This is a genomic window from Pleionea mediterranea (assembly GCF_003148745.1).
Lineage (GTDB): Bacteria > Pseudomonadota > Gammaproteobacteria > Enterobacterales > Kangiellaceae > Pleionea > Pleionea mediterranea.
In genome coordinates this window covers 160425-185522 of record NZ_QGGU01000004.1, presented here as the reverse complement: position 1 = coordinate 185522, position 25098 = coordinate 160425, and the positions used below count along the sequence as shown (strand labels likewise).

Sequence of the window (25098 nt, the reverse complement as noted above, 5' to 3'; positions counted from 1 at the left end):
GTGAACCTAAATGGTCGGTATGGATAAAGGTGATGGTTTCCTTTTTTGCCTGACTGACAACGGATACCATTGCCAGTACAAACACCATAAGAACTTTTAAAAACTGTTTTATCGTCATTAAATTTGTCATGATTTAAATTCCTTTTTATTACAGCGCACAGCCGGAGTTGGGGTACCAGTTCGCGTAGGTGTTTTTATCGTTCATGTACATGTAGTGCTGCGTTTGGTACGTCTCTTTGGTTTGCTCGCTAATTGTACCGGTATACACTTCTTCGATGGTGATGTTGCCATCGCCATTCCAGTCGAGTTTATCTTCTGGCGTATTCGGGAAGTAGCTGTTGTAATAACTCGGGTAGTTCAGGTAGATGTACACCGCGTAATAAATTCCTTCGTAATTATTACTGTGGAAGTCTTTTGACTCCACAATGCCATTGCCATCAAAGTCGAGTTCACACTGACCTGTTGGCGGTGGTGCATCGGTATTAAGTACTGTAATGGTAACCTGGTCGCTACTGCTGGCACCTGCTGCATCGGTGACGGTAACTTCAAACACATAGTCCGAATCAATACCAACACTGGGGGCTGTGAACTGCAACGTGCCTTGTTCTGGCCCTTGTTGTAAATTGACATTACCACCGCTGACCACACGCCAGCTCAAATTTAATGAATTGCCATCGGGATCGTTCGATGCACGCGCATCTAATATAACGTTATCCCCTTCATTTACCGTTTGATCATCACCCGCATTCGCAACTGCCGGTAAGTTTCCGCTGGTGTCGGTTATTGTAATGATAACGGTTGATTGATCAGTCTCGCCATTGCTTGCAGTTATAGTAAGTTGGAATTGCAATTGAGTCGTCTCACCAACATCGGGCGCGGTAAATTGCGGTGCTACTGATGTGGAATCATTTAATGTAACCACTGTGCCCGCTAATTGTGTCCAACTATAACTGGTAATGCTTTCTCCCTCTGGTGCACTTGAAGCGCTGCCATCCAGGGTAACCGTTGTGCCTTCATCCATTGTTTGATTACTGCCAGCATTGGCCACTGGTTTTTCTGCCATAACAGGCGCACGCACAGTAACGGCAACATCATCGGTTGCGGTATCGTCTTCATCATCGGTAATGGTTAAGCGGAACACATAAGTAGTGTCGTTTGAAACATCAGGCGCGGTAAACTCTAATGTACCTGACTGACTGCCTTGCTCTAATTGAACATAACCGCCAGAAATCGTACTTATGTCACCTTATTTCTTACTTTTAATCAGGGAGCTTAAAAAAACTATTCCCCGCTACAGGGAGTATTTTTACCCCATCGTCGTACATTGATTTTGCTCCCTGTGTATAGCGATGAGAACGAGCACTTGCTTCGACGCCATTGACCGGGTTTACTGCGATCGCTCCGGCTTTAGTTTTCTTTTTCAATCTTGATGCAATCTTATTCGCCATAGCCGCCTTCTCTTTGTCATCAGACATAAATGCCAAAACTGATTCTTTTAGTCCTTTCTCAGTTAATCTGCCAATATGTAAACCAATAGTGCCTGGATTCAAGTCATAGAAGTTATTCGGCGAAGATGCATCCATAGAGGGTTTCTGGCTGGTGAAAATAATACGGATGTTGCCATCAATATTTAGATCGTCAACTGATAATTCACCCCCTAACTTCCTAACAGAAAAGGGACTCAAAACCATCAAGGTCATAACCAAACCAAGCTCAGAGCTGATTGAATTCACATATTCAACAAGCTCTTCTAACGTTGCGTGAAACTGAATCATTATTTTTTTCATAGTTTACGTCCTAATTGTAGCGCTCAAATTTTGTGGGCAGACCTGCACCGTTCAAATCATCAAGTGCTTGTTGTTCACGCTTGATTGGCGAACCATCAGCTTTGGTTTTACCTACGTTTACACCACAGTTGTTTCCTTTGCAGTCTTGATATAAAACATCGGGTCGCCGACCACTTTTATTACCTCCAGGAGTTTGAATTAGTTGCTCAGGGAGCCGTCCACCTCCTGCGATCACTGTTCCTCCATCAGCCTCAATCTGATCACCAACCTCACGAATCTTTTTATTATGTGGAGCATTTGGATCTGTCTTCGGTCCTCTCTTCTTTGGAACACCCTTTCTCCCAGGAGTCATTTCCTGGCCAGCTCTTTGCATTTCTTGACCGAGTTTATGTCCACTGGAGCCAGGTTCATTCACAGCTTGCATGATCATACCTATCAAGATTGTGAATCCTGCCGTTTCAGCTTGTTGAGCTATTCTCGGTTTTTTTCTACTCTCACCTTCAGGATCAATGTAGTTGTAAGGATTATTAGCAACATAGCTATATCTATTAAATGTTGCAGTATCCGATGTGACGTATTTAATCGGATCCAACGACATAAACCGCCCAGCTACTGGATGATACCAGCGGGCTTGCATGTAGGTTAAACCGAGCGACTTATCGTCTTTATGCCCGGTAAACCCTACATTGTTATCCGTGTCTTGATTGGTGAGCTGCTTACCAAAGGGTTGATAGTCCTCACGCCATTTCACACTGCCATCTTCGTTGGTCGCCATTATTGGTGAACCTAAATGGTCGGTATGGATAAAGGTGATGGTTTCCTTTTTTGCCTGACTGACAACGGATACCATTGCCAGTACAAACACCATAAGAACTTTTAAAAACTGTTTTATCGTCATTAAATTTGTCATGATTTAAATTCCTTTTTATTACAGCGCACAGCCGGAGTTGGGGTACCAGTTCGCGTAGGTGTTTTTATCGTTCATGTACATGTAGTGCTGCGTTTGGTACGTCTCTTTGGTTTGCTCGCTAATTGTACCGGTATACACTTCTTCGATGGTGATGTTGCCATCGCCATTCCAGTCGAGTTTTTCTTCTGGCGTATTCGGGAAGTAGCTGTTGTAGGAATTCGGGTAGTTCAAGTAGATGTACACCGCGTAATAAATTCCTTCGTAATTATTACTGTGGAAGTCTTTTGACTCCACAATGCCATTGCCATCAAAGTCGAGTTCACACTGACCTGTTGGCGGTGGTGCATCGGTATTAAGTACTGTAATGGTAACCTGGTCGCTACTGCTGGCACCTGCTGCATCGGTGACGGTAACTTCAAACACATAGTCCGAATCAATACCAACACTGGGGGCTGTGAACTGCAACGTGCCTTGTTCTGGCCCTTGTTGTAAATTGACATTACCACCGCTGACCACACGCCAGCTCAAATTTAATGAATTGCCATCGGGATCGTTCGATGCACGCGCATCTAATATAACGTTATCCCCTTCATTTACCGTTTGATCATCACCCGCATTCGCAACTGGCGGTAAGTTTCCGCTGGTGTCGGTAACTGTAATGATAACGGTTGATTGATTAGTCTCGCCATTGCTTGCAGTTATAGTAAGTTGGAATTGCAATTGAGTCGTCTCACCAACATCGGGCGCGGTAAATTGCGGTGCTACTGATGTGGAATCATTTAATGTAACCACTGTGCCCGCTAATTGTGTCCAACTATAACCAGTGATGCTTTCACCTTCCGGTGCAGCTGAGGCGCTGGCGTCCAAAGTAACGGTTGTACCTTCATCAAAGGTTTGATTGCTACCAGCATTGGCCACTGGCTTTTCAGCGACTATTGGTGCGCGCACGGTTATCGCAACATCATCGGTCGCGGTATCGCCTTCGTCATCGGTAATGTTTAAACGAAATACATAGGTTGTATCACTGGAAACATCCGGTGCAGTAAACTCTAACGTACCCGATTGACTACCTTGCTCTAATTGAACATATCCGCCAGAAATCGTACTTATGTTCATATTGATAGAGCCACCATCGGGATCGTAGGAATTTGAGAAATCGAGTACCACGCGATCACCTGCATCTACCGTTTGATCATCACCAGCGTTTGCCACGGGTGGCTGATAATCGACAACAGTAATGACAACTCTATCGGTGTCGATAGCGTCATTTTCTCCGGCAACCTCAAGCTCAAAAACGAAATGGGTTGTTTCAGTTACTTCAGGAGAAGTGAAAGTAATATTACTCGAGGAATTATCATCTAGTGTTATGTTTGGACCAGAAACCTGGGTCCACTTGTAGCGGATAATTGGATTTTGCGAAGCGGCAATTGATCCGTCACCACTTAGTTGAACAATTGTATTTTCACCAACCCTTTGATATGCCCCGGCATTAGCTTCTGGGTCACCATGAGGATTATTGATTTCCAACGAAACTCTTTCCACTGCCGTTGCACCTCGATCATCGGTAATGGATAGCTCGAATTCAAAGCTACCGCTCATGACGTTTGGCAATCTGACACTTGTAATTCGATTATTTGGTTTTGAAATATCAGCATTAGGACCTTCAATTTGGCGCCATTGATACTTAGCAATTACACCATCAATGTCATAGGATTGATCTCCTGACAATGTTGCCAAAGGCGATTTACTTTCTCTATATTCCACGCTGACATCCGCCACTGCAATGGGATGTTGATTTTCCCCTCGTAACCGATTACTCAACCGATAGACACTGCTATCATTAATGACATCATATCGTATGGCACTCCCTGTTACAGTAAATCCTGCCTGCCTTATTATGTTACCTTTTTCATACGCTGTTACCGTATCAAAATTGCCGTCAACGTAATCGTTAACTTCATAGTTGTTAATATCATAATAGTTTTGACCTCTGCTATAGGTGATCATGCGGTAGGTATTGTCTGCTAATTTTCTAACCTTGCTTGCCAAGTTTTGTTCTAATATTCCATCAAGATACCAATCACCATTATCTTGGCGCTTATAGGCTCCGAGCTTTTCATCACCTATAAAAAGTAGCTTTCCATCGGTGTTACCGTATGGTATTTCGATATTTTCTACCCCCCCCTCTAAAACTGTTTCACTAGGCAATAATGTTCCATCAGTATTAAATCTTGCAACTTCAACGGTATTAATAGAACTTCCACGCTGATGCCAACTAACTATGCCATTGCCATCATTATTCAATCCAACTGCAAGCTCACTTTGATAATATGAATCTCCCAGCTTATAGTTTTGAACACCTAGCTCTTTGCTTCGGAGAAATAAGTGCGTTTCTAGGCCAACTGAATTATGATTTTCTTTTTTATCAAGCCGCCAAATAATAGCGACATCCAAGTTATCGTTTATAGCCAACCCAGCTTTCTGAGCAGAATAATCTTGATAAGGCCCATTTGGATCTTTATAAATAGCAAGAGACTTTGGCGTAGACCAACCAGTTTTTTCACTCCACCAAGCAGCCCACCTTTCGCTTTTAGTATGTCTATCTTCAACCCAAGATAGTACAAAGGACCCATTAGGAGAGGCCACTAGTTCGATATAGCTTTGTATTTCCATTCCTGAGTCAGCATTTTTTAGCTTCTTTACACTCCAACTTTGTTGCTTGGCATTAAAAACGGCCACCCAAATCGAATCTGTGGATTGGTTTACCAAAGCAAAAGCAACAGAGCCATTGTCCGCCATTACTGATTTTTTACCAAAATCGGAGCCGAAATTAAATAGAGTATACTCCTCTGGATTAACTGAACCGCTTTTAAAGTAAACAGCCTCCGAACGATCAAGCCTAGAACTGGACCCAATAAACATAACACTCCCAGAGTTGTCGGCATGAATGTCTCCAACACCAGAGATTTCAGGTAATAATTGCCACTCTAAATCACCAGTATAACCTGTAATAAGTTCACTTATGTCAGAGAGCTTTTCGTCTTTCTTTGCGACCACTCGGTAAAATATTTTTTGCCCCGGAGAACCGATTTGGTGCTTATAATTCTCATTTGATAGTGTAATCAAATTAGCCTCACTAACATCAGAAAATGTTTGGTCACTCCAATATAAGTTATATCCAGTTGCAAACGGAACCTTATTCCAGCTTAATCGAATGAAACTTTTATCCCCTGTCGCACCAAATTGTCGTGGCACACTTAATTTATCAAATTGATTAGGGTCGGTATTTTGCAAAAACTCTTCTAAGTTAGTAAACCCATCATCGTCATTATCTAAGCTTGCATCATTATCCAAAATATTGAGGCCATATTGATGCTCATATAGATCATGTATTCCATCGTTATCAGTATCGGCAGATGAGGAAGAAGATCCTAGGTTGAACTCTTCAAGATTCGTCAGTCCGTCGTTATCTCTATCACCTGATGCATCATCATAGTTTGGATTTAAATTATTCTCTCGTTCGTAACAGTGCCCCATTCCGTCATTATCTAAATCGTCTGAGCACTCAATTACTTCATCATGATACGCAACCAGTTTACTGCCCAAGTAGATATGAGAACGTTTCAGGTCGCCTTCTTTGAGTACCTCGTACATCAACTTTCCAGAGTTATTGTAAGCAAAGGTGTCTTTCTCTCCCGTACTATATTTCTTAGAGTACATTCTGTTGTTTATATCGTAGCGGTACGTATAAAAACCACCTTCATTTAATGCTTTAGCCTGAATTAAATTGTTAGAGAAGTCATAAAAATATTCATTATTAGAATCGCTTATGACTCGCCCTTTTATATCATACAGATACTCTTGATTATTAAATGAGGACAGTCTGTTGTTATCGTCGTACTCATAATCAAATATTTTTGAGCCAATAGACTTGGATTTAATATTACCTAAAGTATCATAGTCATAACTTCCGGCTCCCCATATGCCTTCAGCCGATCGTAGTCTGTCGAGACCGTCATAGGTTAAATAATGACTTTTGTTAGGGTTTATACCATCCTCGATAGATTCAATATTACCGTTAAAATCATATAAATAATTGAATTCAACGAATTCATCCAGACCATTACCAACGGTTAATGACTCTGGTAATAAACGCTCATTCAAGTTGAACTCTGTAATTTGCCCATTCGCATAGGTCATTTTCTTTAGAGCGCCCGAATCAAAATACTCAATACCAGATACTAAGTCACCAACTTTAGATGCTCGGCCAAAAGCATCGGGCTCATAATTGACCTTGTAGCCACTCGGATAAGTAGTTGAGGTTAAATGATTTAAATTATTGTACTCGTAACTGAATTCAAAAATCCCCGGTGTTCCGTTATAAAACTTTTCTGACACCAACCGATTTTCGTTATCATACTCCATGAGCCAATGATTGTATGACTCAGATGGATATACGCCTGCGTATGGCGCAACGGTTACACGGATCTGTTCGTAATTTCTTTTACCCTTAGTTACATTGCCAACGCGATCATACTCATAACTGTCTGTTACCTTATAAGAGGTATGATTACAGACTAACTCTAATCCGTTAGTACACTCTTCAGGCATATCGTAGATCATGCCATGACCGCTAACACTGTAATATTCTGGGTACTCTATTTCGGTTAAACGCCCTAACTCATCGTAAGAATAAAATGTTTTATACGTTTTACCATTCAAATAATGCCAGTCTTCCTTTTTTCGGCCTGCCAAATCATAAACATATGAAAGATGGCCATCTACCTCTGGTTCCTTATAATAATTTAAATTCCAGTTTTCGTTGTAGCCATACTCTCTAACAATATCATTTTGCTTAATAATTAAAGGCTGTCCTAGTTCATCTCGAGTAATTTCAATTATAACCGATTCAGGCGCTTCGACTTTACTGATATACTTTTCTGATGGGCTAAAAGTATCATAAAAATAACGTGTAACATTTTGTTCAGGATCGGTCACTTGTTTTTCTGATGGTGATACATAATCCGTTACAATAGCATTACTTCCAGTTGTCTGTTGGTGAGTAACACGATTATAGCCATCATAAGAATATGTGGTTCCATCTGTAGTACTATTAACAAACGATTTAAACCTTAATCGCTGGAGATCATCGTATCTAAAATGTTGAGCGAAGTTTTTTTGAGACAAAGTATCAATGGTTATTTTAGTCTCTATATCGCCATACACATTAAAGTTATTTATTTGCTTAACATTACCTTTTTGATACTCCACTCTACGTCCATTGTCATAATAATCGACAGTGACCGTTTCGCTTAACGGATGATTGACTTCTCTAACTCGATTCATACTGTCATATGAATAAGACGTTGCAACGCCTTTTTGATTAATTTCTTTGGTTACTCGGCCATAATCATCAACATCGCGTTTTGTATAAGTTCCAAACTTGCTGCCTCCAGGATAACTAACTACTTTAGCAATGCCTCGCTTATAATTTCTATAATCTATACGATTTCCAACACCATCGATTTCAGCTTTTAAATTGCCATCATTGTAGTACTCATAAAAAGTCTGTTGACCTTTAGAAACTTTGCTCGAAACACTACCTTGAGCATTGTAAAAATATTGATTTACGAGTTTAAAGCTTGAGTTACTAAGACTAACACTTTCTTTATAGGGTAAATTCAAAATCCACCCCCAGCTCTCACCTTTTAAATTAGCATATTGAACTTCATTATATATCGTTTTACTTCCTTCACTTTTCGTTACAACAGGTGATCCAGCATTATTAAACTCTACAACTTCATATATAAATGTTTGGCCGTTTCTATTAGTTGTTTTTTGTTTTAGTTTGGGCACATTGTAATGAAGGTCTCGCAAAGTGTACTGGGTATTAGGTTCGCTATAGACACGAGGATGTGGATTTAATGTAAATGGCACCCATTTTTGGGTAAACTCCTCTAGAATTTCACCATTCAGGCTATGACTATATTTTTTTAGTAATCCTACTGACCAAGGATTTGTGCCATACCCACTCGTGATGATTGGAGAGAAAAGGCCATGATGCCAATATGTCTTTATGCCATCAGGACCTGTAATTGTTGTTGTATCATAGTCAGCATAAGTTTCATCACCTTCTAACTCTCCCCTTGTATAACTGTAAGTCCAACAGTTCGCTTCTACACATTTTTTAGCAACAACATAATAATCTTTTTTTGTAAACTTCAAATGTTCGTATTCAAACGATGTCACTTTTCCTAAAGGATTTTTTATTTCTTTAATGTATCCACTAAGAGGATCATTGTCATAATAGGTATAAGTAAAGTCACTGCCATCTGGTCTTTCAACACGATCAAGACGTTGATTTGAATCTTTTCCAGACACTTCATAAGATACCGTTTGTCCTAAATAGCTGATTTCTGTAAGCTTATCGTCAGAGTAAGAAAAACTAACTTCTCTACCATCCGATGCTGTAATTGAAGAAACCTTTAGATTATAAGCGCTGCCAGAATAATTGATATTAATGTAGTTATTATAGCGATCAAAAATTTGTATAACTCGCCAATCATATTCGTAATTGCCAATAACATAAGACAAGCCAGAGCTATCTGTAATCACTAACTGACCGTTATTACAAACAACACTCCATAAGTCATTTGTAACAAAGTGAGGTTTATAGTCGTCACTATTTTCTGGGTCATATTCGCCATCTTTATCACCATCAAGAAAAATTAGAGGATCACTCAGTATTGTTTGCGAACTGCCATCGGGCAGGATAAAAACGGTTCGGTCATCGATAACGGGTAAATCATTAGTGCCACAAAAATAACGACTATCGCCGCCACCTAAGCGTCCAAAGTGAATATCCCAACGTGATCCAACAAAGTTTTTTGTCGAATTTTCCCATCGACTAGTAGCGCTATTAAAACTTCGATTAATAACAATGTCGGGGCCTGTTCCGGGTACGACCATATCGGTGTAATGAACACCTAAAGTTCCACCAAAGGCATCAACCAGTACGTTACCGTCAGCATCATAAGCGCGAGCTTTATTAACACCCGGCATACTGTAAAAATCGGGATCGTTAGAATCCCCTTCTGCCAATACTGTTATAGAAAACAAGCACGCAATAAGATAGAGACTTCGATTAAGAAGATTCATATATCCCTCTTTAAAAAATTATCCAATAAAAAGACTAGTTAAATTTAAGTTTGCGGATACTACACACTTTTTATTAACTTAGTAACCGTAAACATTACTATTATTGCGAATTGAAATAGCGGTGAAAAGTTAGACAGTATATTAATTGAAAAATATAATTAAATTTTAATAACAACCATAAATTTTTTGTATAAAAAAAGCCCAAACCTAATCGGCTTGGGCTTTTTTGATTTTAGAGTAAAGCTAAGGATTTACTGTTTAACTACCTGTTTTCTACTTCGTAATAACAATAAAGAAAGCAGCATTAACCAATGCAACGATCCGCCATCTTCTGGCTCTGGATCATCTTCTGTTATTGTTACCGTTGCCGTTGCTGGTGAACTGATATTGCTACGCTCACTGGCATTCGCCAGGCGAACACTAAAGGTTTCATCGCCTTCGTACTCGGTATCGTCTATTAACGCAATAGTGATTTGTTTAGAAGTTTCACCTTCTGCAAATAGAACTGTTTCATTCACAGCTTCAAAGTCACTGCCGGCCGTTGCTGAGTTCCCACTGGTACTAACTTCAACCGATGCGTCACCAAAATCACCATTCACGCGGTTGATGGTAATGGTAAGACTCGCTGCATTTTCATCAATACTAAACTCCGCATCGCTTAATTCAAAGTCACCCGCCGGTGGCATAGGATCATCTTCAACAATCGTTACGGTTGCAGCGGAAGGATCGTTAACACTGCTTCGATCACTTGGGTTTGCCAAGGTAACCGTAAACGATTCATCGCCTTCGTAAACAGAATCATCAATCAGAGTTACTGTAATTTGTTTTTCTGTTTCTCCATGGGCAAATGTAATCGTTTCATTTAAAGCCTGATAATCATCATTTGTTGCCGATGCATCACTGGCACTTATCTCTATCGTTGCTTCGCCATAGTCACCATTAACGCGATTCACTGTAACGGTTAATTCTCCTGCATTTTCATCAACACTGTATTCAGCACTGCTTAATGCAAAATCACCTGCCGGTGGCATAGGATCATCTTCATTAATGTTGATTTGCATTTCGCTTGGCTGCTGAATTTCAGTATTGCTGCTCGGGTTGGATAAGCTAACAAAAAAGTTCTCGGCGGTTTCGCCTTCATATTCACTGTCATTAATGATGTCGATAGAAATAGATTTGGATACTTCGCCATCGGCCATTAATAAACTTTGACTAACGGCAGCATAATCGCTGGATTCTTCAGCGGTTCCATTGCTGGTCGCTATATCAAAACTTACTTCACCGGCGGAGCCGTTAATTCGTTCTATTGTGATCGAAATGGAACCCGCGTCTTCATCGACAGTAGCATTGTTGCTAACAAATTGAATGCTTCCCGCAGAGGGTTGTGCATTACAACCGTTTGCTGCAATGTAATCGCTGGCGGCTTTTGCTTTTACAATGCCGTTGCCAAAATAAACATCGTGCCCTTCTGCACCCGAGTCTTCGGCACTGGCTTTTAACGCCTGACGAATTTCAGTTCCGTTACAATGAGGATGATTCGACCAAACCAGTGCTGCGACACCGGCAACTCCGGGCGTAGCCATGGAGGTTCCGCTCATTAACCCATAACTGCCAGCGCCAATAGAAATAGACGCGTTGGTTGAAGACACCAATGCATTGCGATCTTCAAGCCTGGTTCCTACGGCAGGAATTGTGGTCTGATTGGAATCACCCAAAGTACCAGAAAGCATGCCGTCTACATTATTAATAATGATTGCGCCCAGTCCGCCACTGTCTTCACAGTTTTTCACTTTGTCATGAAAGGTAATTTCTCCGCGATCAATCACGCAGATTTTGCCATCGGCACCAGCGTCGGTTTGATCGGCAAGACCCATAAAATAAGTTTCCGCCGATGCATCGCCGCTGTTTTCCATTGGCGAAGCCGCATAACCGCTACCGTCCACTGTCAAACCTACCACCATTGCGCCACCCGATGGATAAGTCGATAAAGTATTCACCCCACCGGCTGTTACTTCCACACAGTTGGTTTTGCTATCGTTACAAGATGGAAACTGAGAGAACGAGGCAATATTATTATCGTTATCGTTAGCACCAATCATCATGACTGAGTCGTAACCCGCCGGATAAGAACGAGTCGTGTTGCCATCGTTACCAGCCGCCGCCAACACCAGGCCACCATTTTCGGTAAAGGTTTCAAATGCGTTCTCTTCGGTATTATTGGCACCGCCGCCACCAAGGCTCATGGTAATAATATTTGCGCCAGCGTCGGAACATTTTTGTGCGGCATAGGCCAGATCAGATGAATAACCCCAACCGGAATTATTAAACACCTTAATAATATGCATAGATACGCCAGGTGCCATACCAATAACACCAAACTCATTATCGGCCGCCCCGACTGTACCTGCTACATGAGTTCCATGAGGACCTCCATCGGCATTCCAGAGTCCTGTGCCCGAATCATTATCACCGGTTATGTTTGCCCAGTTAAAATCATTATTTAAGCCACCGGTTTCGCCATCAGTACCGGCAATTCCCGAGTCAATAACACAAACTTTCTGGCCATCTTGCAGGGTCAGCTGATCCGCCTGTGACTGAACAATCGCATAAGGGGTTAGCTGAGTGGTATTAGGATCGCCCACCGTATCTTCGTAGATCGCCATTAAATCTCGACGATGATCTTGTTCAATAAATTCTACCTGTGGATCATTTTTTAGCTCGTTGAATAATTGCGTCGATAACTCAACCGCAACCGAGCCTTGCATTGGTAATTCACGTTTTACACGAATGCCTTTCGCTTGTAGCTCAGAAGACACTTCACGCAAATCAAAACGTGTCGCGCCTGTGCCGGACATCATCGGTAACGAGGCAGTTTTATATTTAACAATAAAACGAGAAGTTTCTTGCTCGGCAAGACTTCCTTGTTTGCTTTCGCTCTCAGCCGATCCACAAACGGAAAATGCAGATATAACAGCAGAAGCGAGCAAGTGATGTTTAAATTTGGATCCCACAGAATACTCCTTGAATAGGTAAGTTTAACTCGACGGTCTGATCATCGTTTAACGGTGAGGTATTTTGGCAGCTGTGTTTTACAGTTATGTTTTACAGTTGTGCTATATAGTCGTGTTATAGAGTTTCCATAGCACCTGAATAAATAACACTTGAATAAAATATTGTCTTAAACACTCGCCTTAAAAAACCGCAGCGAAGACTACTGCAGACAAGGGGGATTTGCACTTTTGAAAGTGACTATTCTGTAATATTCACACTTTTAACAAGCAGTAATGTGACACCATCTACTTTTAAACTGCGAAACGGATCACACTTGAGAGTTGGTCATACAAGCGGAAAAGATTGAAGCTTTAAGGCTGGAATTATTTAAAAAAATCAGCGAGCAACAGAAGTTACTCGCTGATAGTTTGAAGATTTATTTTTCGAAATAAAAAGGTTCGCGTTTTTTCGGGTGATTACCAATTTGATCCATGGTGTTTGCATCGTACAAACGACCATTCACCATCACCTTATCGATCTTGTCGCTGTTGCGAATATTTTCCAGAGGATTTTCGTTTAAGATCACCAGGTCGGCCAGTTTTCCCGCTTCCAAGGATCCAATATCCTTTTCCATTCCCAAATATTTTGCGCTGTCGAGGGTTGCAGCCCGTAATGCTTCAAGGGGTGTCATACCACCTTGTTCAAACATCCAGATTTCCCAGTGCGAACCAAGACCTTCACGTTGTCCGTGTGCTCCTAAATTCACGCCCACACCCATGTCTTGTAACTTGGCGGCAACGCTTGCAGTTTTAAAATGGTTGTAGTCTTCTTCCGGCGCTTTCATACGACGAATGGAACGCGGCCATAAAATATCTTTTGGTACGTACTTCGATAACAGCGGGTGCTTCCACACATCCTGATGTTGATACCAATAATGTTCGCCCCAAATACCACCGTAAGCCACAACCAAAGTTGGTGTGTAACCCACTTCCGTTTGCGACCACAACTGTTCAACATCGTGGTAAATTTCTGCGGTTGGGAATGAATGCTCTATGCCAGTATGCCCATCCACAATCATGGTGAGATTATGTTGCAGTAATGAGCCGCCTTCAGGCACCACCATCATATTGGTTTCGCGAGCAGCATCGAGTACCTGTTGCCGTTGATCGCGTCTTGGCTGGTTGTAACTTTTCACCGAAATAGCGCCAACGGATTTCATTCGCTTTAAATGATCCAGTGCATCGTCACGCGATTCTACCTGAGCCGTTATCGAAGCTTCGGCACCGTATAAAATGGTTCCGGTTGAATAAATTCTTGGCGCTGCGATTCGACCTTTTTTCGCCAGTTCACTGGCGGCAAAAATAGTAGAGGTATCGTTCGAGGGATCGTGCAAAGTGGTCACACCAAACGCCAGAGTCGCGTAATTCACCCAGTTTTGTTGCGGAGTGATTTCGCGACGACCCTGCGCGCCATGCCAATGCACGTCCACCAATCCCGGGATAATGGTTTTACCGTCTAAATTAATCCGTTTCGCACCACTGGGAATATCAAGAGTTCCGGTTTCGCCAACCGCTTTAATGCGATTGCCTTCGATGACAATGTCACCATTTTCGATAACCTGTTGATCATCACCGGCATCGCTTTGCATCGTAATAATCCGTGCATTGGTCAACACATAGCTGCCACGCGGTACGTCATAATCGGTTTTAAAGCCGAGCTTACGGGTTTCAATTTCGGGAAGTTTGGTATCGGCAAATAAGGGGTGCGGCAATGTTTGAGAATAGAGCGTATCGCCCTGAGACCAATAAAGCGTTTTACTGTCTTTGGTCCAACTTAAATTTTCACCGGAGAAATCGCTGATTTTATGCACCGGAACAGCGGTACCTTTGGCACCTGTAGCAAAACTTTTTCCGGCTTTGGTAAAAGGAGTCACATAAACCTGAAAACGCTCAACAAACGCGATCCATTTTTCATCCGGCGAAACTTTGTATTCTGTCGCCCAGGGCGTATGCAATCGTTCCGCAACCTGATTGCCCTGCAAATCCATTTCAACCAGTGTATTTAATCGACGTTTGCCTTCGCTGCGACTGCGGGTCACATACAATTGAGCCGACTGTTTGCCAAAGTGCGCTTGCGAACCACTTTCGGTCACTAGTGCAGGATTATCACCATCCTCTTCCATTTTAAAGATTCCGGTTTGCTCGGCGTATAACGGACTGGTTAGATAACCGCCCGACACTTTACGATAAACAATGGTTTCACCATCAGGAGAAAACTGTGGTTCGATAAATTGACCGGGCTGGTCAGTTAAAGCACGACCACGACCACCGCTGGCACGAACTTTACTCACCGTACCAAACTTTTGATCGTTCCAGGTGGTGTAAACGACCCAGCGACCATCGGGCGAAAACGACGGGTAAAACTCGAAATGATCAGTTTGCCGGGTTAATCGTTCTGGGCGACCGTTCGGCAGTTCACGAGCATACAAATACCCCAATGCCTGAAACACCACACGCTCTTCATCGGGCGATACTGTTACCCAACGCAGCATATTTACATCAAATTCCTGCGGTGCCACTTCTACCGGAAAACGCACTGCAGTACGTATTTCACGAGTGTCTTTAATTTTAAACGGCACTTCTTTAACACTGAGCGTCTGGGTGTTTAATCGTTTGATTTTACCACCGGCCCAAAACACCAGATCGCGACTGTCTGGCGTCCAGCTGATGGTTGGATAAACGCCGTGGATCGCCCAGGTTTCCTGCATATCCCGATCGAGCTGCTGATAAACCGGAGAAATTTCACCGGTGGTTAGATCTTTAATAAACAGGCTCGACTGATTACGAATACGACGCACAAACGCCAGCTTTTTACCATCGGGCGATGGCGTCGGCCGAACCGCACCACCGGGGCCACTGATTTCGGCTTTAATATCTCCGTCGTGACGATCGATACTGAAAATTTGGTAGATCTGTTTGTTGGAATCTTTGCTGTACTCAAAGATAGCCCCCGGAGTGGAGTCCCGGCTGAAAAATACTTTTTCACCGTCAGCAGAAAATACTGGCTCACCCAGATCTTTCTGATCGTTCGGACGTTTATTCAGTTGAATGCCTTTTCCACCCGACAGGTGATACATCCAGATTTCACCGGCGCCCAAAGAGCGGCTTGAAGTGAAATGTTTACGCGCCACTATAAAGCGGCCATCGGGCGACCAGCTTGGGCTGTTTAATAATCGAAATGATTCATCAGTAATTTGCTTTGGCTCACTGCCATCGGCTTTCATTACCCAGATATTATCGCCACCCCCCGCATCAGACGTATAAGCAATAAACTGCCCATCGGGACTGAACTTTGGCTGCATATCCCACGCCATGCCGGAGGTAATGGATTTGGCCTCACCACCAGAAATCGGCATGGTGTAAATATCACCCAACAGATCAAACACAAGGGTTTCGCCATCGGGGCTGACATCCACGCTCATCCAGGTACCCTGTTCCACATCGATGCTTACCTGCTTCGAAGGGCCCGGCGGATTATTAACATCCCACTTATCGGCTGCAGCCATGGCAGTCGGTGCAAAACAGCAAACACTGAATAAAATGAGTGAAAAATGCCAAAATTGGCGTAATCGGCGAGTAACGTAACTTATCTTTGAAGGAATCATAACTAACTCTCTGAATATTGGTATTTTTTCTGATGGCGTTTTACTGCCTGAACAGTTAATGTTAGTGCGTGGCGATAATTTCAACAATAAGCCACAAATAATCAATAGATTTTTTGTAAACAAATAACAAATCGTCTGATTTTTCAGTTGTTTGCTGGGATTTTTTAATAAATCTATTAAACTATGAACAGTATCACACATTTAAAGAGTGTATGGAGTGGATTGGCTCAACAAGTTACTGAACAAAAATAACAAACGAATCGGGTTGCAGCTTGAAGGCGAAACTTTAAGTTATTGCTATTTGCTGCCTCAAACAAACACCCCAGAAATTAGCGCTGCCAGTCAAATTCAACTGTCTGAAGACAGCCTGACCGTTTCGTTTAAAGCCGCCATTGCCGAAATTAATGCCAAAGGCGCCGATGCCTATTGGATTTTACCCTCAGAAAGTTACCGCTTACTTACTGTTGAGCGCCCAAGTGTTCCAGATTCAGAAATGACTGAAGCGATCCGGTGGCAGATTAAGGATCAAATCGATGTGCCTCTGGAAGAAGCCGTGATCACACACTTTGAATACCCCGATAATCTGCCCGGTGGTAAGCGTCAGTTTGTGGTGGTGGCCCGGCTTGACGCGGTTCAACGCCTTATCGACTTATCGTTACAATCGGATCTTAATTTAAAGGCCATCGATATTCAGGAGTTATCACTGGGTAACCTGATGACCCCCTGGCTGCAACAGGGACAGAACATTGCATTAATAGCCGAAACACCTACGGGCATTTCGGTCAACTGTTTTAACGGCAACGAATTTTCATTTAACCGCGCTTTACCGGGTGTGTTTCTGCCTCGCTCAAATGACCCTGTAAACAGTGAGCCGGAAACAAGTGACTCAACCGATAATGAAAATACAAACGGTGATGAAGAATTTTCTCTGGATGTCGACATTGGTCAGCATGAAACCGACGATACAAACAACGATCAATTATTGCTCGAAATCCAGCGCACTCTCGACTATTACGAAAGCCAGATTTCGCGTCAGGCCGTAACGAAAGTCATACTGCCCGACTTTGGTCAAAAAACAGAAAGCCTTGCTGAAGAGCTTAATGCCAACCTGGGGTTACAGGTGGATATCTTAAAATTGAATAAACATTTTAACTGGAGCGATTCGTTGGTGGAGCATCAACTGTCACGGCATTTACCCGTATGTGGCGGTGCATATAGGGATATGGAGGTGGCTCATGCAACAGATTAACCTGTACCTGCCGGAGCTGCAGCCGAAAAAAGAAGTCCTCAGTTTGCCCCAAGTGGGTCTCATAACTGCGGCATTTCTGTTTATTTTTATTGCCTTTGGCTGGAGCATCACGTCCGACACTGCGGCACTGAAACAACAGTTAACCAGCGAAACCGAAATGCTGAAACCGCTGGAATTGCAAAAGCAGGAACTCGATAAAATGGTTGCGGGCCGACCGGACGAAAGCGCACTGGCTGAGGAAATCGCCGCGCTGGAATACCACATTCAAAACAAATCGCTCGCGTTAAATACATTGAAAAACAGCGATGTCGCAGCCAGTGACGGCTTTAGTCAATTGCTTGAAGAGCTGGCACAGAGCAAAAACAGCAAGCTCTGGTTTACCGACATTGGCATTAACAACGAAGTATTATTATTAAAGGGGCAAACGCTGGATCCAAAATTAATCACTGCCTGGATTGAAAACGCTACCAATGGCAATGCATTAAGCCGCCAGTTTTCGGCAATAAAAATAGAACAGCACAGCACTTATAAACGCGTGTATGACTTTGAATTATCCGGTGGAGTCGTCGTCCATCATGAGTGAACAAAACAAACTCGATCAAATGATCGAAAAATACAACGAGCTGGAAACCCGACAGCGAGCCATGATACTCGGGTTGGTTGTTGCAGTATTACTGGTGATTTTTGACTTTGCCTGGTTTCAACCGCAATCAACCGAGCAGGCGCGCTTAAAACGCGAGTTAAGTAGCGTACAAACCGAGCGTCAAGAGCTGGCAAAAGCCGTTGAACAGCGACAGCAACAATTAATGGGCACCGCGTTTAATCAACAACGTAAACGCATTAAGCAATTGCAACAACAAGAAGCCGAAGTTGACGAAGCCCTCTCGGAATACGCACAGCTGGTGTCGCCACGACAAATGCCAGAATTATTGAGAAACTTTTTTGAAAAAAGCGATCGCCTAACCTTACTGGCATTAGACAAATTACCGGTAAAACCGGCGTTTAAACAAGTTGCGAGTAACGGTTCCCAAAAAGACGATAGCAATACCGACAATAAATCTCATACCGCGGGTTCTCAAAAAATCAGTTTTTACCGTCATGACTTTACGGTCACCTTGCGCGGCAAATACTTTGAGTTACTCAAGAGTCTGCAAACACTTGAGTCGATGAATATAAAAATCTATTGGGACAGCTTGGACTATCAGGTCGAAAGCTATCCGAATGCCGATATTAAATTAACTTTGTATACCTACAGCTATGATAAAAACTGGATTGGCGCTTAGCCTTTTAATTGCTTGCTGCGTGTCTCAGCCATTGACTGCTAAAGAGCAGCCAACGCTGAACGACCCAACGCGTCCGTTAATTAATACGCAGTACAAACCACAAAAAAGCAGTACAAGTGAAACGGATAAAAAACCGGTTCAGCAGAAGAATCAGCTTAAAGGTATTATTGTTCAAAACAAATCCAATAAAGCCATTATCGACAGCAGTATTGTTACTGTTGGCGATCCAATTAATGGCTATATTGTGCACGCCATAGATGCACACAAAGTTTTGTTACGTAAAGGCAAACAGTATAAAACGCTTCGCTTAACGCCCAGTGTCAAAGCGGTCAACAAATAAGGTTAATAAAAGATAATGACTAAGCAAAAGCTAATTTACACAGCGATCACCGCGCTTTATCTTTCGGCTTGTGCCACCACAACCGAACCTGAGCCGTCAGCTAAGGCGACGCCTCCAACCATGGTTCAACAAACATTTGAAGATGATGCAACAACGCCTTCATCAACTCAAACTGCGCCCGATTCCAGCGCCATGCTCGACTCTTTAATGCCTCAAGTCACTCTGGGCAATGACGCGCCCGTTTCCGCCACGCGGTTTGACATTAAAGCCGATCAACTGCCCATGAATAAATTCCTGATGGGTTTGGTCGACGACACGCCTTACAATATTCTGGTGGATCCCAACCTGACCGATCCCCTTACGCTGCAACTGAAAAACGTTACCATCGATGAAGTTTTATCGGTACTCGAACAAACCCACGATATTGATGTGCAACAACAGGGCAGTATTTACTATGTAGGCGGTTCAAAATTACAGACCGCTGTTTACCCGCTCGACTATTTAAATCTTGAACGCAAAGGCAAATCGCAAACTCAGGTCAGCTCCGGACAAATTTATTCCAGTGGTGGTCAGGGGCAACAAGGCCAGCAAGGCGGTAACAGTGGCGGTGGTCAGGGCGGCCAAAATGTTAGCACCATCAACTCTTCAAACATTGAAACCAACTCATCAACCAATTTATGGCAAGAAGTGCAAAAAGCACTGAACGCCATTGCCTCACAAGACGATAACAGTCTGGTTATGGTGAGCCCACAAACCGGTATTGTGCTGGTAAAAGCACGACCCATGGTGCAGCGACAGGTGGCGGAGTACTTAGGCGTTGCTCAGGCCAATTTGGGGCGGCAGGTAATTCTTGAAGCTAAAATTTTGGAAGTAAAACTGAACGATGAGTTTCAGGCTGGGATCGACTGGTCAAAAGTTCAGGTGAACGGCGCCGGCAATATGATAGCGCTGGGTCAGATGGGGCAGGAACTGGATGTTGCTGCTGAAGCCAACCCAATCAATGGCGTGTTTAACTTGTTGTACGAGACAGATCCTAATGATCCTAACCCTTTCAGTGCCACGGTTAACTTGCTAGAGCAACAAGGTAACGTACAGGTGTTATCCAGCCCGCGTATTTCCACCATTAATAATCAGAAAGCTGTGATTAAAGTGGGCACCGATGAATTTTTTGTCACGGATATCAGCACCACGACCACTTCCGGGATCAGTTCAACCACCACGCCGGACGTAACACTTACACCATTTTTCTCTGGCATCGCACTGGATGTTATGCCACAGGTTAGCGCCAACGGCGACATTATTTTGCACGTCCATCCTTCGGTCAGCGAAGTCAACGATCAAACTAAACAAATTAATATTGGCGATCAAAACCTGACATTACCTTTGGCTTTAAGCAGCATTCGTGAATCGGATTCCATTGTTAAACTGAGAAGTGGTGAAGTGGTTGTGATTGGTGGTCTGATGCAAAATCAGGTGGTCAAAACCGATTCTGGTGTGCCGGTACTCAGTAATATTCCGGTTATCGGTAATCTGTTTAAACAACAACGTGACAAAGTCGTCAAAAGCGAACTGGTTTTATTACTGAAAGCGACCGTTGTTGATCCTAACGGTTGGGACAGTCAGGTAAAAGAATCTAAACAGCGATTTGATCGGTTTGGTCAATAACTTATTGAGTAGCGCATGTATCTGTATCACTATGGCTTTCGAAAACTGCCTTTTTCGTTAACACCGGATACTGAATTGTTCTGTGCGCTACCCAGCCATAAATCAGCACTGAATACCTTAAAGTTTGCCCTGTCCACTGGTGAAGCCTTTTGTAAAATTACCGGCGAAGTCGGCTCGGGCAAAACCATGTTGTGTCGTTTGCTAATCAATAAGATTGGTGAGCAGCGACAAGTTGCCTATATTCCTAATCCGGTGTTAACGCCACGAGAACTTAAACTTTCTCTTGCGCACGAACTCAATATGCGGCTCGGCAAATCCGTTGGTGAAGAACAACTGGTGCCTAAAATTCAGCGCAAACTAATTGATATCAATAAAAAGCGTGGCCCGGTCATTTTAATTATTGATGAAGCGCAAAGCATGCCCGATGAAACGCTGGAAGCGCTGCGGTTATTTACCAATTTAGAAACAGAATCGAATAAACTGATGCAAATAGTCTTGTTTGCCCAGCCAGAACTCGACAGCAAGCTTTCTCAACCTCATTTACGACAACTGCGTCAGCGTATTGTGTTTTCTCATAAACTCTTTCCGCTTACTTACAGCCAGACAAAAGCCTACTTAAATCATCGAATTGCAAAAGTATCCGTGGAACGAAATATTACTCTTTCAAACACGGCACAATGGTTACTGCATAAAGCCAGCCGGGGCATTCCCAGATTAATTAATATTTTAACCCATAAATCCTTGATGCTTGCCTATGGTGCGAATAAGCGCAGCATTGGTTTATCGCAAGTCTGGCACGCTGTTTTAGATACCGACGACACGCGAATTTATGCCACACGATTAAAAGCAGCACTCGCCGTAATTGGACTGAGTGTATTCAGTAGCAGCGCTCTGGCGCTTTGGATAATGCCATGAGTGTGGTCAATAAAATGTTGCGCGATTTGCAGCAAAATAAACCGGAACAAACACTCAAGTTAGACGATACTGATGTTAGTGATTCAGTTAGCGATGCGACTCATGATAATGCTAAGCCTTATCTTAAACGTTTATTCATTCTTTTATTGCTGACAGCTGTAGCGATCAGTTTTTATATTGTTAATCCACTTTCAGATCCAGCCAGTGAGCAACCAATAGCAAATTTACACAATACAGTGGCTGACAGTGATAATAATTTGCAATCCAGCCAAGACGAGTCACAAACAGTTGCGAACATTAAGCATGAAGGTGCTTCTTCAAATACTTCGCCGCTAACGCATGATACATCAATGATAGAGGATACGACTTCTGAACAATTGTCTTCCGTCTCATCGGATAAAAACGTTTTTGAATCAAACAGCACCCGCTCTCAAACTACCAATGCGAAAGCCTCTAATTCTGACAATGTCATTTTAGACAAAGCTAAAACTATTTCAGATACAAGCCAATCGACAGATACAACTCAACCGAATAATGCTCTGGCTTCTAGTTCAGACAGTTTCAGTTCGACTAATCATAGTTCCACAGATAATAGTTCCACTGATAATCGCTCAACTACTAATCATTTAATCGAAAGCCGTTCAGCCGAAAACAATTCAAACGAAAACAGTTCAAACGAGAATAGCCCAGCCAGTGAAGAGTCAACCGAAAAACAGTTAAGTATTATTAAGAATGACGTTAAACAAAATACAAACGCAAAAAAAGTAGACGCGGTTGCGACAAACAACACCAAAGTTAAAAACCTGTCCGATGCTCAGCAGAAAAAGCAGCAGTTGCAATTGGCAAATGGGTTTATTGAAAATGGCTTATTCGGTAAGGCAGAGCAACAACTCAGCAATTTACTCAGTGAATATAACGATTATCACCCAGCTGCGGAAAAGCTGGCTTATGTTTTTTTGCAAACAAATAATACTCAGGCGTTGGTATCCTTGCTGGAGCAACAAATAGCCAGTTTTCCGGGACACACCACCTACCGAATTTTATTGGCACGTCATTACGCCAATCAACGCCAATGGCAAAATGTTGTTCACGCCACGTCAAGTGATCATCAAAGCAATACCACTTTAATGTTAATGCGCACACTGGCGTTGCAACAACTGGGTCAACATCAAACGGCTATCGAATTGTATGTTAATTTATTACGCCAGTCGCCTGAACGAGGCGACTGGTGGATTGGGTTGAGTGTTTCTCTTGAAGCGGTAAAGCGATATCGAGATGCGCATCAGGCGTTGGTAAAAGCGGCCAAAGATCCAAGAGTGACCCAACCACAACATCAGTACATTGCGCAAAAAACCCAATATTTACAAGGTTTGTTCTAATGCTTAGAAAGAAAATACGACTCGGTGATTTACTGGTAGAAGGTAATGTAATTACCGAAGATCAATTGATGGATGCGTTAAAACAACAGAAGTCCACCGGTCAGCGGTTGGGTTCTATGCTGGTTAATCTTGGGTACGTGGGTGAAGAACAGTTATTACGATTTTTAGCCCAGCAGCTTGAAATAGATTACATCGACTTGCCCAATTTTAAAGTCAATCAAAGTGTTATCGGCAATCTTTCAGAAATTCAGGCCCGTCGATTTAGAACACTGGTTATTGATGAAAAACCGGAAGGCTTTTTGATCGCCATGGCGGATCCCACCGATCTTCATCGTTACGATCAAATTCAGGCAATCCTGAAAAAGCCGGTTAAAGTTGGTGTTGCCAAAGAAGCCGACATTATCAGAAACATCGATTTGTTTTATCGTAAAACCAGTGAAATAAGTTCTCTTGCCGAAGAACTGGAAGGTGAATTAGGAACAGACGAATTTGAGTTGCCCACACTGGCCGATACAACCGACTCTGACGAAGCTCCGGTCGCCAAACTGTTAAAAAGCGTGTTTGAAGAAGCGGTTCAACTGCAGGCGTCCGATGTTCATATTGAACCGGATCAGGATGTTATTCGCATTCGATTACGGGTTGATGGCTCTCTGCAAGAACAGGTAATGAAAGAAAAGCGGATCGCATCTGCTCTGGTTCTGCGTCTAAAATTAATGTGTGGACTGGATATATCGGAAAAACGAAAACCCCAGGATGGCCGCTTTAATATAAAAGTTCGCGGTCACAGTGTTGATGTTCGTCTTTCAACCATGCCGGTACAAAATGGTGAGTCGGTGGTGATGCGACTACTGGATCAAACCAGCGGTATTTTGCGGTTGGACGAAATTGGCATGGACGGCGAAATCCTCAATCAATTTCGACAACTGTTGCGCTCACAACACGGCATGGTATTGGTCACCGGCCCTACCGGCTCCGGTAAAACCACAACCTTATATTCTGCATTAAGTGAACTGAATTCACCGGAGAAAAAAATAATCACCATTGAAGATCCGGTGGAATATTATTTATCGCGGGTCAATCAGGTTCAGGTTAATACAAAAATTGGTCTCGACTTTTCGCGAGTACTTAGAGCTGTGTTACGACAGGATCCCGACATCGTTCTGGTGGGCGAAATGCGCGATCAGGAAACCGCTGAAATTGGTTTACGTGCCGCCATGACCGGACATCTTGTGTTATCAACATTACACACCAACGATTCCATTTCTTCTGCACTTCGATTAGCGGACATGGGCGCAGAGCCCTATCTTGTTGCCAGTGCATTACGCGGCATCATTGCTCAGAGACTGGTAAGGCGGGTGTGTACCTATTGCGCCAAAGATCATCAGCCCGATCCTCAGGAGCACACCTGGCTCGAATCCATTAAAGGCGCTCAATTAAGCAATGCAACCTTTAAACACGGCGATGGTTGTACTCAATGCAATAATACCGGTTACCGTGGACGTGTTGCGATCCACGAGATGTTGGTTCTCGATGACGATATGCTCAGCGCGCTTCGCCGCAATGATGTGGATGAATTTACCAAGGCCTCAAAAGCATCGCCTTTATATAAATCACTGCTCGACAGTGTGGTTAAACTCGCTGTAAAAGGTGTCACCTCTTTGGAAGAGGTGTACCGAATTGGCGAAACAGTGGAAGAAACCGACTTACTTCCCGGAAATCCTGACGATGAAACCGCTTAAGCCACAACCACAACGGAT

14 protein-coding genes are annotated in these 25098 nt (G+C 43.0%); 8 read left to right on the top strand and 6 right to left on the bottom strand.

The window, feature by feature from the left end:
* Window positions 1-148 precede the first annotated feature (148 nt).
* The 6 genes from C8D97_RS06395 to C8D97_RS06370 form a co-directional block, all read right to left on the bottom strand.
* On the bottom strand, window positions 149-1231 hold the full coding sequence (locus tag C8D97_RS06395) for a PKD domain-containing protein (RefSeq protein WP_425348730.1): 1083 nt from the start codon (window positions 1229-1231) through the stop codon (window positions 149-151).
* Window positions 1232-1259: 28 nt separating this feature from the next.
* Entirely contained in the window at window positions 1260-1787 is a 528-nt protein-coding gene (locus tag C8D97_RS06390; RefSeq protein ID WP_109762923.1) for a hypothetical protein, read from the bottom strand.
* A gap of 10 nt (window positions 1788-1797) precedes the next feature.
* Window positions 1798-2697, bottom strand: a complete 900-nt coding sequence (locus C8D97_RS06385) for an RHS repeat domain-containing protein (RefSeq protein ID WP_109762922.1) — start codon at window positions 2695-2697, stop codon at window positions 1798-1800.
* 18 nt (window positions 2698-2715) lie between these two features.
* On the bottom strand, window positions 2716-9855 hold the full coding sequence (locus C8D97_RS06380) for a PKD domain-containing protein (protein WP_109762921.1): 7140 nt from the start codon (window positions 9853-9855) through the stop codon (window positions 2716-2718).
* Window positions 9856-10106: 251 nt separating this feature from the next.
* On the bottom strand, window positions 10107-12866 hold the full coding sequence (locus C8D97_RS06375; RefSeq protein ID WP_109762920.1) for a Calx-beta domain-containing protein: 2760 nt from the start codon (window positions 12864-12866) through the stop codon (window positions 10107-10109).
* A 416-nt stretch (window positions 12867-13282) separates the two neighbouring features.
* The gene (locus tag C8D97_RS06370) at window positions 13283-16510 is read right to left on the bottom strand and encodes an amidohydrolase family protein (RefSeq protein ID WP_109763080.1); all 3228 of its coding nucleotides are present in this window, start codon (window positions 16508-16510) and stop codon (window positions 13283-13285) included.
* Between the two features lie 217 nt (window positions 16511-16727).
* On the opposite strand from C8D97_RS06370, the gene C8D97_RS06365 reads away from it, so the two are divergent.
* Genes C8D97_RS06365 through C8D97_RS06330 form a run of 8 tightly spaced genes read left to right on the top strand, consistent with a single transcriptional unit; the run spans window position 16728 to window position 25080 of the window.
* Window positions 16728-17759 (top strand): type IV pilus biogenesis protein PilM, encoded by a 1032-nt coding sequence (locus C8D97_RS06365; protein ID WP_109762919.1) that lies wholly within the window; start codon window positions 16728-16730, stop codon window positions 17757-17759.
* A complete protein-coding gene (locus C8D97_RS06360) occupies window positions 17746-18342 on the top strand; it encodes a hypothetical protein (protein WP_109762918.1) in 597 nt (198 codons plus the stop codon). Before C8D97_RS06365 ends, C8D97_RS06360 begins: the two co-directional genes overlap by 14 nt.
* A complete protein-coding gene (locus C8D97_RS06355) occupies window positions 18335-19042 on the top strand; it encodes a hypothetical protein (protein ID WP_109762917.1) in 708 nt (235 codons plus the stop codon). Before C8D97_RS06360 ends, C8D97_RS06355 begins: the two co-directional genes overlap by 8 nt.
* Before the next feature lie 19 nt (window positions 19043-19061).
* Window positions 19062-19382: a hypothetical protein gene (locus C8D97_RS06350; protein WP_109762916.1), complete on the top strand. Its 321-nt coding sequence runs from the start codon at window positions 19062-19064 to the stop codon at window positions 19380-19382.
* A gap of 15 nt (window positions 19383-19397) precedes the next feature.
* Window positions 19398-21047, top strand: a complete 1650-nt coding sequence (gene mshL / locus C8D97_RS06345; protein WP_109762915.1) for a pilus (MSHA type) biogenesis protein MshL — start codon at window positions 19398-19400, stop codon at window positions 21045-21047.
* Window positions 21048-21062: 15 nt separating this feature from the next.
* Window positions 21063-21962, top strand: coding sequence for an ExeA family protein (locus tag C8D97_RS06340; RefSeq protein ID WP_109762914.1), 900 nt, complete (start codon window positions 21063-21065; stop codon window positions 21960-21962).
* Window positions 21959-23341, top strand: coding sequence for a hypothetical protein (locus C8D97_RS06335; RefSeq protein ID WP_109762913.1), 1383 nt, complete (start codon window positions 21959-21961; stop codon window positions 23339-23341). The genes C8D97_RS06340 and C8D97_RS06335 overlap by 4 nt, the downstream gene beginning before the upstream one ends.
* The gene (locus C8D97_RS06330; RefSeq protein WP_109762912.1) at window positions 23341-25080 is read left to right on the top strand and encodes a GspE/PulE family protein; all 1740 of its coding nucleotides are present in this window, start codon (window positions 23341-23343) and stop codon (window positions 25078-25080) included. Before C8D97_RS06335 ends, C8D97_RS06330 begins: the two co-directional genes overlap by 1 nt.
* Window positions 25081-25098 lie beyond the last annotated feature (18 nt).

What these genes read in the sequence shown, in the direction of transcription:
- C8D97_RS06390 (WP_109762923.1), bottom strand. Translation starts at nt 1,787, where the DNA reads ATGAAAAAAATAATGATTCAGTTTCACGCAACGTTAGAAGAGCTTGTT.
- C8D97_RS06385 (WP_109762922.1), bottom strand. Translation starts at nt 2,697, where the DNA reads ATGACAAATTTAATGACGATAAAACAGTTTTTAAAAGTTCTTATGGTG.
- C8D97_RS06380 (WP_109762921.1), bottom strand. Translation starts at nt 9,855, where the DNA reads ATGAATCTTCTTAATCGAAGTCTCTATCTTATTGCGTGCTTGTTTTCT.
- C8D97_RS06370 (WP_109763080.1), bottom strand. Translation starts at nt 16,510, where the DNA reads ATGATTCCTTCAAAGATAAGTTACGTTACTCGCCGATTACGCCAATTT.
- C8D97_RS06360 (WP_109762918.1), top strand. Translation starts at nt 17,746, where the DNA reads ATGCAACAGATTAACCTGTACCTGCCGGAGCTGCAGCCGAAAAAAGAA.
- C8D97_RS06355 (WP_109762917.1), top strand. Translation starts at nt 18,335, where the DNA reads ATGAGTGAACAAAACAAACTCGATCAAATGATCGAAAAATACAACGAG.
- mshL (WP_109762915.1), top strand. Translation starts at nt 19,398, where the DNA reads ATGACTAAGCAAAAGCTAATTTACACAGCGATCACCGCGCTTTATCTT.
- C8D97_RS06340 (WP_109762914.1), top strand. Translation starts at nt 21,063, where the DNA reads ATGTATCTGTATCACTATGGCTTTCGAAAACTGCCTTTTTCGTTAACA.
- C8D97_RS06335 (WP_109762913.1), top strand. Translation starts at nt 21,959, where the DNA reads ATGAGTGTGGTCAATAAAATGTTGCGCGATTTGCAGCAAAATAAACCG.
- C8D97_RS06330 (WP_109762912.1), top strand. Translation starts at nt 23,341, where the DNA reads ATGCTTAGAAAGAAAATACGACTCGGTGATTTACTGGTAGAAGGTAAT.